Origin of the sequence: Kribbella sp. HUAS MG21 (assembly GCF_040254265.1) — a bacterium.
In the GTDB taxonomy this organism is placed as follows: domain Bacteria; phylum Actinomycetota; class Actinomycetes; order Propionibacteriales; family Kribbellaceae; genus Kribbella.
On sequence record NZ_CP158165.1, the window covers coordinates 6,681,948 to 6,695,197 of the forward strand.

General features: G+C 70.3%; 12 protein-coding genes. 6 read left to right on the plus strand and 6 right to left on the minus strand.

Features of this window, described 5'->3' with window-relative positions; all coding sequences use genetic code 11:
* Nucleotides 1-4: 4 nt before the first annotated feature.
* Nucleotides 5-2,059 (plus strand): sensor histidine kinase, encoded by a 2,055-nt coding sequence (locus tag ABN611_RS32210; RefSeq protein ID WP_350276042.1) that lies wholly within the window; start codon nt 5-7, stop codon nt 2,057-2,059.
* Nucleotides 2,052-2,702 (plus strand): response regulator transcription factor, encoded by a 651-nt coding sequence (locus tag ABN611_RS32215; RefSeq protein WP_350276043.1) that lies wholly within the window; start codon nt 2,052-2,054, stop codon nt 2,700-2,702. Before ABN611_RS32210 ends, ABN611_RS32215 begins: the two co-directional genes overlap by 8 nt.
* Before the next feature lie 4 nt (nt 2,703-2,706).
* Here ABN611_RS32215 and ABN611_RS32220 read toward each other — a convergent pair whose 3' ends face one another.
* Nucleotides 2,707-3,294, minus strand: a complete 588-nt coding sequence (locus tag ABN611_RS32220; protein ID WP_350276044.1) for an ABATE domain-containing protein — start codon at nt 3,292-3,294, stop codon at nt 2,707-2,709.
* 85 nt (nt 3,295-3,379) lie between these two features.
* Between ABN611_RS32220 and ABN611_RS32225 the strand changes: the two genes are divergently transcribed.
* Nucleotides 3,380-4,534 carry an MFS transporter gene (locus tag ABN611_RS32225; RefSeq protein ID WP_350276045.1) on the plus strand — a complete coding sequence of 385 codons (1,155 nt, stop codon included), beginning with the start codon at nt 3,380-3,382 and terminating at the stop codon, nt 4,532-4,534.
* On the opposite strand, the gene ABN611_RS32230 is transcribed toward ABN611_RS32225, so the two are convergent.
* Together ABN611_RS32230 and ABN611_RS32235 are read right to left on the minus strand one after the other, a co-directional pair.
* On the minus strand, nt 4,490-5,683 hold the full coding sequence (locus ABN611_RS32230) for a M20 family metallopeptidase (RefSeq protein ID WP_350276046.1): 1,194 nt from the start codon (nt 5,681-5,683) through the stop codon (nt 4,490-4,492). The two genes, ABN611_RS32225 and ABN611_RS32230, sit on opposite strands and share 45 nt — an antisense overlap.
* Complete coding sequence (locus ABN611_RS32235; protein WP_350281711.1) at nt 5,680-6,600, minus strand: 5'-3' exonuclease; 921 nt, start codon at nt 6,598-6,600, stop codon at nt 5,680-5,682. The genes ABN611_RS32230 and ABN611_RS32235 overlap by 4 nt, the downstream gene beginning before the upstream one ends.
* Nucleotides 6,601-6,671: 71 nt before the next feature.
* Here ABN611_RS32235 and ABN611_RS32240 point away from each other — a divergent pair, with 71 nt between their 5' ends.
* Both ABN611_RS32240 and ABN611_RS32245 read left to right on the plus strand, forming a co-directional pair.
* Nucleotides 6,672-7,112, plus strand: coding sequence for an Lrp/AsnC family transcriptional regulator (locus tag ABN611_RS32240; RefSeq protein ID WP_350276047.1), 441 nt, complete (start codon nt 6,672-6,674; stop codon nt 7,110-7,112).
* A complete protein-coding gene (locus tag ABN611_RS32245) occupies nt 7,109-7,771 on the plus strand; it encodes an HAD family hydrolase (RefSeq protein ID WP_350276048.1) in 663 nt (220 codons plus the stop codon). Before ABN611_RS32240 ends, ABN611_RS32245 begins: the two co-directional genes overlap by 4 nt.
* Here the strand turns inward: ABN611_RS32245 and ABN611_RS32250 are convergent.
* The 3 genes from ABN611_RS32250 to ABN611_RS32260 form a co-directional block, all read right to left on the minus strand.
* Complete coding sequence (locus ABN611_RS32250) at nt 7,765-9,219, minus strand: hypothetical protein (protein ID WP_350276049.1); 1,455 nt, start codon at nt 9,217-9,219, stop codon at nt 7,765-7,767. The two genes, ABN611_RS32245 and ABN611_RS32250, sit on opposite strands and share 7 nt — an antisense overlap.
* 262 nt (nt 9,220-9,481) lie before the next feature.
* A complete protein-coding gene (locus ABN611_RS32255; RefSeq protein WP_350276050.1) occupies nt 9,482-10,426 on the minus strand; it encodes a hypothetical protein in 945 nt (314 codons plus the stop codon).
* A gap of 142 nt (nt 10,427-10,568) precedes the next feature.
* Nucleotides 10,569-12,041: a lysine 2,3-aminomutase gene (locus tag ABN611_RS32260; RefSeq protein ID WP_350281712.1), complete on the minus strand. Its 1,473-nt coding sequence runs from the start codon at nt 12,039-12,041 to the stop codon at nt 10,569-10,571.
* 162 nt (nt 12,042-12,203) lie between these two features.
* Here ABN611_RS32260 and ABN611_RS32265 point away from each other — a divergent pair, with 162 nt between their 5' ends.
* Nucleotides 12,204-13,247, plus strand: a complete 1,044-nt coding sequence (locus tag ABN611_RS32265; RefSeq protein WP_350276051.1) for an L-erythro-3,5-diaminohexanoate dehydrogenase — start codon at nt 12,204-12,206, stop codon at nt 13,245-13,247.
* The last annotated feature ends 3 nt before the right edge of the window (nt 13,248-13,250 follow it).

Here is a 13,250-nt window from a genome sequence, read left to right on the forward strand (position 1 = left end):
AGCGGTGGGGGAGGAAACCCGGAGGGGATGGGGGCCGGCTGCACTCGGGGCAGCCGCGCTCCTGCTGACCGCTGTCACGGTCGTTCTGGACGTCCGCAACGGCCCGGGCGCACCCGCGGCCGCGGAACTGGACGAAGGCTGGACCTCGGCGGTGTCCGGCCTGGCGCAGGTGGTGCCGGGCGTGCTGCTCCTGCACCGCCTGCCGCGGCATCCGATTGCCTGGATCCTGACCGGGTCCGGGCTCTTGTGGGTCGTGGACGGGTTCGCGTCGAGTTGGGCGACGTACGCGATCTACACGTCTCCAGGACTGCCCGGCGCCTCGCCGGCGTACTGGTTCTACTCCCGGTTCGGCGCGTTCCTGCTGCTCGGTCTGCCGCTGCTCATCCTGCTGTTCCCCGACGGGAAGCTGGTCACCGCGAAGGTTTGGCGCCGGCTCTCGATCGTCAGCCTCGCCCTGACACTCCTGCTTCCGCTACTGCTGATCGTCGCACCGATGGACGTCATGCAGCGCTATCACGGCGCCGCACTGCCGCCGGAGATCACGAGACTTGCCCTCGACCCGTTCAGCCTGGAGCTGCCGTACGGCGTCTGGGCCGGACTGCTGCGCGTGGCCTACGCGGGTGTGATCGTCAGCCTGGTCGTGCCGTTCGCCGTCGCCGTGCACCGCTACCGCGCAGCGTCGCGGGAGAGCAGGGCACAGTTGCGTTGGCTGATGTGGGCCGCGCTGGTGGACATGATCCTGCTGATGGTCCCGTTCGAGAACCCGCCCGCCGTACCGGCTGTTCTGTTCGGTCTGGCCATCGCGCTGACCTCGGCCGCGATCGTCGTCGCCGTCGCCAAGCACCGTCTGTACGACGTCGACCGGTTGCTCTCGGCCACCTTCCTGTACGGCGTCCTCGCGGCCCTCGTGGTGGGGATCGACCTGGCCGTGTTCGCGATCGCCGGCGGGGTGCTCGGCGAGCGGGACGCCGCCCTGGTCGCGATCGCGGTCGTCGCCGTCGTCTACGCGCCGCTCCGCAGCCGCCTGTGGCGGTGGGTACGGCGCCTCGTGCGCGGCTCGCGCGACGACCCGTACGCGACGATGTCCACGCTGGCGGAGCGGCTGGAGTCGGCCGCGGACCCGGACGAGCAACTCCGCGCTGTCGCCCGCACCCTGGCCGAGGCCTTCCGGTTGCCGTACGTCCGGGTGGAGATCGAGCGGTCCGGTGGTGGTCTGGCGATCGTCGAGCACGGCCGGGAGTCCGGTCCGACGCACGCGCTGCCGGTCGGGTACCGCGGTGAGCCGGTCGGTCGGCTGGTGTTCTGTCCAGGCGACGGTACGGCGCTGTCCGAGCGGGATCAGCGGCTGCTCGGAGATCTCGTCCGGCAGGCGGCCGCCGCTGCGCGGGCCAGTGAGCTGAGCCTCGAACTGCAGCGAAGCCGGAGCCGGCTGGTCGCCGCCCGCGAGGAGGAGCGACGGCGGATCCGGCGCGACCTGCACGATGGCCTCGGTCCGAGCCTGGGCGCCGTGGCGCTGCGGATCGAGACCGCCCGGAACCTCGCCGGCTCCAAGCCGGAGGAAGCGGACCGGATGCTGGCGCACGCGACGACCGACATGGCCGCCGCGGTCGCCGACGTCCGGCGGCTGGTCCACGACCTCCGACCGCCGGCCTTGGACGAGCTCGGTCTCGTACGAGCGATCCAGCAGCAGGCCGAGCCGTTCCGCCTCGCGGGACTCGCCGTCGCGGTCGACGCGGACGACCTCGGGCCGCTGCCCGCCGGCGTCGAGGTCGCGGCGTACCGGATCGCCTCGGAGGCGCTGACCAACGTCGCGCGGCATGCGGCGGCGTCGCGGTGCGACATCGCGCTGCACGTCGACGAGACAGCGCTGGAGCTTTCGGTGGTCGACGACGGGATCGGGATCGGCGCGGAGGTCGCCGCGGGCGTGGGGATGTTGTCGGTCCGGGAGCGTGTCGCGGAGCTCGGGGGAGTCTGTAGTGTCACCTGTCCACCGGGCGGCGGCACCGTCGTACGGGTGAGACTGCCGCTGGACGCCGTACCGGAGGTTGTTCGTGGATGAGCCTGTGCGGGTGCTGCTCGCCGACGACCACCCCGTCTATCGCGACGGGCTCGCCGCGCTGCTCGGTTCGCTGGACGGCGTGGAGGTCGTGGGTACGGCGGCCGACGGTGTGGAGGCGGTCGATCGGGCCAGAGAACTGCAGCCGGACGTCGTGGTGATGGACGTGCAGATGCCCCGGCTGGACGGGATCGAGGCCACCCGCGCGATCACCGCAGACAGCCCGCACATCGGGGTCGTCGTACTCACGATGGCCGAGGCGGACCAGACGCTGTTCGCCGCGATGCGGGCCGGTGCCCGGGGCTACCTGTTGAAGGGCGCGAACCAGGGCGAGATTGTACGCGCGATCACCGCGGTTGCCGGCGGCGAGGCGATCTTCGGGCCGGCGATCGCGCGCCGGGTGGCGGAGTTCTTCGCGGCCGCGCCGACCGCCGCTCCGGGCAGCCCGTTCCCGCAGCTCACCGCCCGCGAACACGAGATCCTCGCGCTGGTGGCCGCGGGCCGGTCCAACGCGCAGATCGCCACCGAGCTGTACCTGTCGCCGAAGACCGTCCGCAACAACGTCTCGAACATCTTCAGCAAGCTCCACGTCGCCGACCGCGCCGAAGCGATCATCCGCGCCCGCGAGGCAGGCCTCGGCCGCTGAGCTGTCAGCCTGCGGCGGATTGGGTACGGCGGGCGTACGCGCGGGCGGCGCGGACGCGGTCGCCGCAGCGGGTGGAGCACCAGTGCCGGCGGCCGTGGCGGATGAGGAAGCGGTTGCACGGCGTGGCGTCGCACGCGGTCAGGGCCTCGGCCTCGGGGCTGGTGAGGAGGTCGGCGGCGCTGGCGGAGATGGTGGCCAACGCGTGCTCGAGGATCTGGTTGGTCGGGCAGGGCGTCGCGCGGTACGGGCCGGTGGTGTCGTCCCAGCGCAGGAGCGCCGCGGACGGGACACTGGTCAGCGCGCTGTTGACGGCGTCCACGGCCGCGGGCAGGGCGGGCGCCCCCGCGATCCGGGCGGCGAACAGCGAGCGGACGTGCTCGCGGAGCGCGCGGAGCTGGGTCGCGCACATCTCTTGGACGTCGGCGTTCGCGGGCGCGAGGTCGTGCGCAGTCAGCCAGTGGTTGACCGCGGGCGGCGTACCGAGCAGGTCGACGTACTGACCGCCGGGGAGTGCGATCGCGGTGTTCGCGAAGTCCAGCGCGAGGTGCGCGTCGGCGCCAGGGGCGGGCGGCAACGGTGGCTCGGCGATCATGCGTCTCATGGTACAGGTTGCGCGTATCCGTGAGAGCGATCTACCGTTCTCACGGATCAATCACTCTCTATCCGTGAGGTAGTCAATGAAGCTGGTGGCGTTGCTGGTCTGCGTGTTCGGGGTGACCACGGGCGAGTTCGTGGTGGCCGGGATCCTGCCGGCTGTGGCGGGCGATCTCCAGGTGTCGATCCCGGCGGCGGGGCTGCTCGTGACCGCGTACGCGCTCGGGATGATCGTCGGCGGTCCGGTGCTGACGGCGGTGACGGCAGGCCGCCCGCGCAAGCCGCTCGTCCTCGGCCTGCTGGTGGTGGCCGTGGCCGGCAATCTGCTCTCCGCCGTCGCGCCCGGGTACGGCGTCCTGTTCGCCGCGCGGCTCGTCACCGCGCTGGTGACCTCGACGTTCTTCGCCAACGCGATCGTGATCGCGACCACCTCCGCGCCCCCGGACAAGAAGGCGTCGGCCGTCGCGAAGCTTGCCCTCGGCATGAACCTGGCGATGATCCTCGGCGCGCCACTGGGCACGTGGATCGGGGAGGCGTTCGGCTGGCGCGCGACCTTCGCCGCGATCACGGTCTGCTGCGCGGTCGGCCTGGCACTGGTCGCGTGGTCGATTCCGGCCGATCAGCCCGGCACGCGGACCCACGCCCTCGGCGAGTTCACGGTCTTCCGCAACCGTGAGCTGCTGCTGGCCATCGCCATCACCGCGGTCGCCAACATCGGCGTGCTGATGGTCTTCACCTACCTTGCGCCGCTGCTCACCGGCCCGGGCCAGTTCGCGGCGGCGGCCGTCGCGCCGATGCTGCTCGTGTACGGCGTCGGCGCGACGATCGGCAACCTCGTCGGCGGCCGACTGGCGGACCGCGCGCCGCTGCGGTACCAGCTCGGCGCGCTCGCGCTGCTCGTCGTACTCCTCGTCGCTCTCCGCCTGAGCCCGAGCGCGATCGTTACCGGCGGGCTCGTGTTCGCGCTCGGGGCGGTCGGCTTCTCCGTAGTCCCGGGGATGCAGGCCCGCGTGCTGACCACGGCCGCCGCCGCCCCGACGTTGGCGATCGCCGTCAACGCGTCGGCGTACCAGGTCGCCGCCGCGGCCGCGGGCTGGCTCGGCGGGCGGGTCGTCGCCGGGCCGGGCCTGCCCGCGATCTACCTGGCGGCCGCGGCCGCCACGGCCCTGGGGCTCGTCCTCACCGGGCTCGCGTCAGCGCGCGAGACGGCGTACGGCGAGCTCGGCCAGCAGCGCTGACGCGTCGGGCAGCACCGAGTCGTCGAAGTTGGCCAAGGGGGAGTGGTTGTCGGGGGCGGCGTCCGGGTCGTCGGATGCGCAGGCGCTCAGGTTCAGGTACACGCCGGGCACCTCGTTGAGGACGTACGACATGTCCTCGGCGCCGCTCCGCGGGTTCGGGCGCCGGCGGAACCGGTCGGCGCCGAAGAGGTCGACGATCGTCTCGCGGGCGAACTCGTACTCCGCCTCGTCGTTCACGGTCACGGGGTACCCCAGCTGGTACTCCGCCTCGACCTGCAATCCGTGCGCCGCCGCCACGCTCTCGACGAGCTGGATCGAGGACTTCTGCACCTTCGACCGCGTCTCCTCCGAGAACGTCCGGACCGTCGCGTCGAAGAACGCGTCGTCCGGGATGATGTTCTCCTTCGTCCCGCCCGCGATCCGCCCGACCGTGAGCACGACCGGGTCGAACACGTCGAACTGCCGGGTGATCATCGTCTGCAGGGCCGTGACGATCTCGCACAGCACCGGGATCGGGTCCTTGCCGCGATACGGCGATGCCCCGTGGGTCCCTTCGCCGACGACCCGCACATGCAGCTGGTCCGCCGCGGCCATGAACGATCCGGGCCTGCTGCTCCACATCCCCAACGGCTGCGACGACGACCCGACATGCAGCCCGTACGCCGCATCCGCCCGCCGCCCGGCCGCGTCGAGGACACCCTCGCGGATCATGATCGGCGCGCCGCCGGACGTCTCCTCACCCGGCTGGAACATGAACACCACGTCACCCGGCAGCTCGTCGCGCAGCGCGCACAGCACCTTCGCGGCGCCGACGAGCCCCGCGACGTGCAGGTCGTGACCGCACGCGTGCATCATCCCGGGATGCTGCGACGCGAACGGTACGTCGGTGCGCTCGGTGACCGGCAGCGCGTCCATGTCGCCGCGCAGCAGCACGACGGGGCCCGGGCCGCGGCCGCCCCGCAGTACGGCGGTGACCGACGACAGGTCCTTGCCGAGCGAGATCTCCAGCGGCAGTCCCGCCAGTGCGTCGATGACCAACTGCTGCGTCTTGGGCAGATCCAGGTCGTACTCCGGCACGCGGTGCAGCGCGCGGCGCAGCGTGACGATCTCCTCGCGGAACTGCTCCGCCAGCTCCCTCGTCCGGCTCATGCTTTCGGGCCCAGGTCGAGCGCCGCCATCACCCGTTGCGCGCTGCCGCCGAGCTCGAGCAGCTCGACGAGGTCCAGCCACCGCTCCGGGTCCTTGATCTCGCGCGGCAGCGTCGCGTCGTACGACCCGACCGGCGCGTCCTTCGCCACCGCGACGACCTTCGGCGCGACGTCGAGGTAGTCGCCGGCGGCCAGGATCTTCTTCTTCACGCCGGGCGCCATCGGCGTCGTCGGATCGGCGGCCGCGGCGCGGATCGCGTCCAGGTCGCCGTACGCCGTGACGAGCGCGGCGGCGGTCTTCTCGCCGACACCCTTCACGCCGGGCAGCCCGTCGGAGGCGTCACCGCGCAGCGTCGCGAAGTCGGCGTACCGCTGGGCCGGGACCTCGTACTTCGCGAGCAGGGCCTTCTCGTCGTACACGTCGGCCCGGCCGACGCCGCGCGCGGCCGTGTAGACGACCCGGATGCCGCGGCTGTCGTCGATCAGCTGGAACAGGTCCCGGTCGCCGGTGACGACGTCGACCGGCATCGTCGCCTGGTGCGACAGCGTGCCGATCACGTCGTCGGCCTCGTGGTCCGGGGCGCCGACGACCGCGATCCCGATCGCCTCCAGGCAGGCCCGGATGTACGGCACCTGGACCTCGAGCCGGTCCGGTACGTCCTCGACCTGCTCGCCCTTCGGCGTCACGAACTCGACCCGCTGCGCCTTGTACGACGGGATCAGCTCGACCCGCCAGGACGGCCGCCAGTTGTCGTCCCAGCAGGCGACGAGGTGGGTCGGCCGGTGGTTCTCCGCCAGCCGCGCGATGAAGTCGAGCAGCCCGCGGATCGCGTTGGTCGGCGTACCGTCGGCGGCCTTCATCGTGTCGGGGACGCCGAAGAACGCCCGGAAGTACAAGGACGCGGTGTCCAGCAGCATCAGGCGCTGTTCTGTCTCAGCCATGGGGCGATGCTTTCATGCCGGGCGCTCGCGGCAGTAGGGTCTCCAGGATGGAGGACCTGGACCGCAAGATCGTCGGGCTGCTCGCCACCGACGGCAGGATGAGTTTCACCGACCTGGGCAAGGCGACCGGCCTGTCCACCTCTGCCGTGCACCAGCGGGTGAAGCGGCTCGAGCAGCGCGGCATCATCCAGGGGTACGCCGCCACGGTCGACCACACCGCCCTCGACCTGCCGCTGACCGCGCTGATCTCGATCCGGCCGATCGACCCGTCGCAGCCGGACGACTCCCCGGAGCGGCTCCGCGACGTCCGCGAGATCGAGTCCTGCTACTCGGTGGCCGGCGACTCCAGCTACGTCCTGGTCGTCCGGGTCGCCTCACCGGCCGCGCTGGAGAACCTGCTGGCCGTGATCCGGGCCCGCGCGAACGTGTCGACCACCACGACGATCGTGCTGAGTACGCCGTACGAACGCCGTCCGCCGGCGCTGTGAAGGTCCTCGTCACCGATCTGTTCAGCACGCTGATCGCGGGCGGCGACGCCGAGCGCGCCGCGGTCAACGCGCGGATGGGCGCGATCCTCGGGGTCGACTCGACGGCGTTCCAGCGGGCCTTCGACGCGGCGGCGTACGAGCGGTTCATCGGAGCGTACGGCGACCTGCCGAACACGCTCCAGGTGATCGCGGAACGCTGCGGCGGTGCTCCCACCGAGCAACAGGTGCAGGAGGCAACCAGCCTGCGCCGATCCCTGGCCCAACGCCTGCTCGGCGCGGCGCCGGCGGCGACCCTGGACACGCTGGCCGCCTTCAAGCAGGCAGGCTGGCGGATCGGCCTGGTCAGCAACATCACCGCGGAGACCCAGCTCCAGTGGGCGGGCAGCCCGCTGGCGAAGTACTACGACGCCACGGCCTTCTCCGCCGAGGTAGGCGCCGCCAAACCCGACCCGGCCATCTACAAAGCGGCCTGCACAGCCCTGTCCGCGGCGCCCCGCGACTGCCTCTACGTCGGCGACGGCAACGACAACGAACTCCCCGCCGCAGCCGCCCTGGGCATGCACGCCATCCGCACCCTCGAACACGCCAACAACGCCCCCACCTGGCAAGGCCCCACCATCAACACCTTCGCGGACCTGCAGACCTACCTGACTCAGTAACCACCGGCGGCGACGAGTTCGTCGGAGGTCGAGAGGATCCGGAGCTTCGCGCCCTTCTTCGGAATGACGAGGGCGACCTGATAGAGGATCGTGCTGGTGATGGCGCCGTTGTACTTCGTGGTCGGCGGACTGTACGCGGAGCCAGGGCTGCCCTGGGACCAGTAGATGGAAAGACCCGCGCCGACCTGAAGCTGGAACTCGTCGGTCAGCGAGAGGAACACCAACGCCTCTCCGGAGCTCGTCAGGAAGGCGGTCGGCGTACCGTTCACCCTGAAGGTGTCGATCGCCGCGCGATAGGACTTCGGATCCTCCTTGACCAGCGACTTGCCGTCGGAGACTGTGCCGAGGATCCGGGTCACATCCTCGGACGGTTCGAAGAGGGCGGCGCGCCGCGACTGGGCGCCGACGTTCAGGTACTCGGCGAGTGCGGCTGCCGCGGCTGCCGGTGGAACCGCGAGCTTCCCGTGGTCTGCGGCAGCGAGCGGCCGCAAGCCTTCGAGGCCCGGGAGCTTGACCTTGTTCTCGGGGTACAGCGAGTGCTTCATCAGCCACGGGCTGCCGGCGGTCTTGCGCTCCCAGAGGTCGAGCGTCTTGTAGTCCTTGTGGGCCGACATCCCGGCGGCGCTGACGAAGTACATCGGGTAGCCGCCGTACGTTGGCGCACCGATGCTGGGCTTCACGTGCGTGGTCGGCTTGGGGAGGTTCTTGCCGGCTTTGTCGAGCACCCTGTCGATCGTGTAACTCGCCTGAGTCAGCCGCAGCAGGTCCCCGGTCTCGACGGTCGCGATGAGCTTGTCGTCCCGGCGCTTGTTCGCCGCGTTGCTCACCTCGTCGTAGCGCTTGATCGCGGCCGCGGCGGCCTCGGTGCTGACTGCGGGGCGGGTGAGCGACTGCACGGTGTCCTGCTGGGGGACTGCCGCGCAGCCGGTGAGCGCGCTGACGGCGAGCCCGGCGACCATGATGCGGCGCAGCGGTGCGCCCGTTGGCCGCGGCTGCTGCTGGGGCGGCACTGTGCTGTGCGGCTGGGGGATCGGGCGGTTGGGGCGGCGGCGGAAGAGGATCAGGAGGATGCCGATGGCGAGCAGGACGATGCCGAGGGCAAAGACTGTGAGGGCTGTGGTGAAGGCCTTCGGGATCTCGATGCCGAGGGTCACGCGTACGTCGGGGGCGGTCTTGCCGTCGGCGTTCATGATGACGAGGTCGTAGGGGCCGTCGGCGATGGGCCAGGTGAGGGACTGGGTGCCGGCGCCGTTCGCCTTGGCGACCCACCAGTCGAGCGTGGCCGGGGCGGTGAGCGGGCCCGCCGTACCCTTCTCGTCCTGCGTGGTCAACGCGACCGGGAACCGCACCTGCACGAGCTTCGTATGCCCGACGCCCTTCAGATAGCTCGCGACATCGAAGTCCCGCCCGACCCCGACGAACACCGGCGCCCCCGAGGCAGACCGCACGTCGACATGCAACACCGGCCCATGCCGATCCAACAACTCCGGCGTACTGGCAATCGCAAGCCCCTTACTGCCCAACACCTGCTCACCCGAATACACCGTGTCATCGGGCCCAACCAGCCAGAAGGCGGTTACCCCACCAACCACCGCAACAACCAACCCGACCAACCCCACCAACACCCCGACAACCCTGCGGATCACCCGCACAGACAACTCCCCAGCTCGCGGCACGCCCCGGACGCGCCATCCGACAGAAATCCCACCGTCAGTACCCGCCCGCATCGACCAGTTGGGTGGTAAAACCCAGCACCCGGATCCTGGCGTCCTTCCGCATCGGGATCGCGAGCGCGAACTGATGCACCGAGGTGGTGGTGAGTGCGTTGCGGTACAGGTGGTTCGGCGTGCTGAACGCCGCCGTGTTCTGGCCGACCGGCCACATCGCGCCGAACCGAGGCCGCATCACGTTCTCGTCGGTCAGCGTTGCGAAGGCCAGGACCTCACCGTTCGTCGTACGAAACGCCACCGGTGCTGAATTGACCGTGAACGTGTCCGTCACCGCGAGAATCAGGCCGGAAGGGTCGACCGCGTGACTGTCCGCCAGATTCTTCAGCAGCTTCGTCAGCTCCGGCGTCGGAGCGAACAGCCGGGCGTTCGCGGACTTCGTGCCGACGGTGAGGAGCTCGGCCAACTTCGCGGCTGCGCCCGCCGGCGACTCGGCGAGCTCGAGAGCTGATGACGGCGCGACCTCCCGCACGCCGGTCAGCTCCGGGAGACTGGCTCCCGCACTCGGCGGCACGCTGTAGCTCAACCGCCAGGCGGCCCCGGCCGACGCACGCTCCCAGACACCGACCCGTTGGTTACCCGAGGCAACGAACCGCATCGGATAGCCGCCGTACTCAGGCGCACCGACCGAATCAACGGTGAACGTCGAGGCACGCTCGAACGGCTTCTTCAGCAGCCGACCGATCTTGTACGCCGCCTGCGTCTGCCGCAACAGGTCGCCGGTCTGAACGCCGGCGATCGGATCCGCGGCCAGCCGGCGATCAGCCCCGGCCGCGACCGCGTTGTAGTGGGCGACGACTGCCGTCGCGCCCTGGGGCGTTACGGACTGGCGGGTGAGGCTGTCGACGGTGTCGGTGCGGGGGAGTGCTGAGCAGGCGGGTAGGGCGAGCACCGTGATGACGGCAGTCGCCGAGCGGACTCCCCGCACGTGTGCTCCCCAGATCGGACGGCGTTACGAGGGGTGATCGTAACGGTTGCCGTACGCATCGAGTGGCTCACGCTGAGCAAATTGCACGAAGTTGCAAAGAGTCTTGGGTGCCACCCCCTGCAGTAGTGGCACCCAAGACGGTTCAGTTGATTTCGAGGAGTTTCTGGGATTCGGCGGCGGCTCGGGAGGCGGCGGCGCGTTGTTCGGCTTCGGCCAGGTGGTCGCCGGCGTGCTGGGACCACCAGTCCTGGCCTTCGCGGGGGAGGGTGTCGATCGGGTCGTAGTACTCGTAGGTGCGGTTCAGCGCCTCCGGGTCCTGTTGTTCGATCCCGGTGCGGTAGTTCTTCTTCCAGTACGAGATGCCGCGGACCACGTCGTACTCCGACAACTGGTGCACCCAGCGCTTGCCGACATACGGGACGTCGCACACGATCCGTGGGGTCGCGAAGCCGGGGAGGTATCCGAGAATGCCGTGCTGCAGGTGCTGGGCCTCGCGCACCGAAACCCGCCAGTGCTCCGAGAACGGGATCATGTCGCACATGTAGAAGTAGTACGGCGTGATGTTCGCGCCGTCGAGCAACGCGAAACACAGGTCGAGCAGCTGGTGGACGGAGTCGTTGACGCCCCGCATCAGCACGCCCTGGTTGCGCACGTCGCGCAGACCCGCCTCCAGCATCGCCTTCGACGCCTCGGCGACGAGCGGCGTGACGGACTGCGCCGCGTTCACGTGCGTGTGCATCGCGAGCATCACGCCCCGGTCCCGCGCGACACCTGCGACGCGCGCCACGCCCGCCCGGACGTCGTCGGACAGCCAGTGCTGCGGCATACCCATCAGCGCCTTGGTGGCGAGCCGGATGTCGCGGATGTTCTCGATCTCGAGCAGGCTCGTCAGGAACGCCTCGAGCCGCGGCCACGGCATGTTCGCGACGTCGCCGCCGGACACGACGACGTCCCGGACACCCGGCGTCCGGCGCAGGTAGTCGAGCATGTCGTCCAGCCGGGTCTGCGGCTTCGCGACGAACTTCAGCTTGTCGATCACCGGCGTCGAGTTGCCGACGAGGTCCATCCGGGTGCAGTGACCGCAGTACTGCGGACAGGTCGGCAGGACCTCCGCGAGGACCTTCGTCGGGTAGCGGTGGGTCAACCCCTCCGTGGCCCACATCTCGTGCTCGTGCAGCGAGTCCCGGGCCGCGTGCGGATGCGACGGCCAGTCCGTACGGCGATCACTGAACACCGGAAGCATGTAGCGGCGGACCGGGTCGGCGTAGAACGCCTCCGTGTAGTCGTCCGCGCCGGAAGGAACGATCGTGTTCAGCATCTGCGGCGGCAGCAGCATCGACATCGTCGCGCGCTCGGCCTGGTCGCGGGTCAGGTCCTCGTAGAACCGCTCCTCGAGCAGGTCGCCCATCACGTCGCGCAGCTGCTTCACGTTCTTGACGCAGTGCGACCGCTGCCACTGCACCGAGCGCCACTCCTCGGCCGTGACGTCCTTCCAGCCGGGCAGCCGGGTCCAGTCCGGTTCGACCAGCTCGGTACGCCGGTACAGGTACGGCTGGCCGTCGCTGTGCACATCGGCTCCGCCAGGCTCCGAGTGCGCCAGCTCCGGAGTGATCAGGTCGGTCACGGGTCCTCCGCGGGGACGTGGGGGTGATGCGGTCTGATGTGAGGATAGCGATAGAACTTCCCTCAGATCCAACAGTACGCCGTAAGAATTCCCGTCGCGGCGCGCTGTGAGTAGTATTTTGCCTGACCCGCTGCGCCGCACAGAGGAGACCCCGTGTCATCGAGCCCGGTAGGACTGCACCGCGTACTCGCGCCGTCCGGCGTGTTGCCGCAGGCGGCGGAGAAACTCGACGCCCGTCCCGCCATCTGGCCCGACGAGGTCCGCATCGCGGTCGAGCGGCTGAACCTGGACGCCGCGTCGTACCGCCAGCTGGCCGAGGCGCACGGCGGTGACGGTACGGCGATCCGTCGGGCGGTGCTGGACATCGTCGAGACCCGCGGCAAGATGCAGAACCCGGTCACCGGCTCCGGCGGCATGCTCGTCGGCGTGGTGGACGAGGCCGGCCCGGAGTCGCCGCTCGGCGTCAAGCCCGGCGATCGGGTCGCGACCCTGGTGAGTCTCACGCTGACGCCGCTGCAGATCACGGACGGCCTCGAGGACTGGGACGGCAAGAGCGAGCAGGTCCCGGCGCGGGGTCACGCGATCCTGTTCGCGCGGTCGATCGTCGCGAAGCTGCCCGACGACCTGAAGCCGGAGCTGTCGCTCGCGGTCATGGACGTGTGCGGCGCCCCGGCGCTGACCGCGCGCGTGGTGCGCTCGTATGTCGACAAAGGCACAAAGCCTGTCGTGTCAGTAATTGGCGGCGCAGGCAAGTCCGGCTCGCTGTCGCTGGCCGCGGCTCGGCACGCCGGCGCCGCGCGCACGATCGGCGTCGTGCCCGTGCAGTACGAGAAGGACCGCCTCGACGGCGCGGGCCTCGCCGACGTCGTGACGCTCGCGGACGCCCGTGATCCCGTGGCTCTGGCCGAAGCGGTCGAGGCTGCCGGCGGTCCCGCGGACATCACCGTCGTCTGCGTCGACGTACCGGGCTGCGAGCACGGCGCCGTGCTGTCGACGGCCGCCGGTGGCACGGTGATCTTCTTCTCGATGGCGACCTCGTTCTCCGCCGCGGCCCTCGGTGCGGAAGGGCTCGCGGCCGACGTCACGATGCTGGTCGGCAACGGGTACGTCCCCGGCCATGCGGAGTACGCGATGGAGCTGTTGCGCTCCGAGCCGGGTGTCCGTGGTCTGTTCGAGAGCAGGCTGGCGGAGGATTAGTCC

Excerpts from the sequence above, each read along its gene's own strand:
- ABN611_RS32225 (WP_350276045.1), top strand. The coding sequence starts at position 3,380 with ATGAAGCTGGTGGCGTTGCTGGTCTGCGTGTTCGGGGTGACCACGGGC.
- ABN611_RS32230 (WP_350276046.1), bottom strand. The coding sequence starts at position 5,683 with ATGAGCCGGACGAGGGAGCTGGCGGAGCAGTTCCGCGAGGAGATCGTC.
- ABN611_RS32235 (WP_350281711.1), bottom strand. The coding sequence starts at position 6,600 with ATGCTGCTGGACACCGCGTCCTTGTACTTCCGGGCGTTCTTCGGCGTC.
- ABN611_RS32240 (WP_350276047.1), top strand. The coding sequence starts at position 6,672 with ATGGAGGACCTGGACCGCAAGATCGTCGGGCTGCTCGCCACCGACGGC.
- ABN611_RS32220 (WP_350276044.1), bottom strand. The coding sequence starts at position 3,294 with ATGATCGCCGAGCCACCGTTGCCGCCCGCCCCTGGCGCCGACGCGCAC.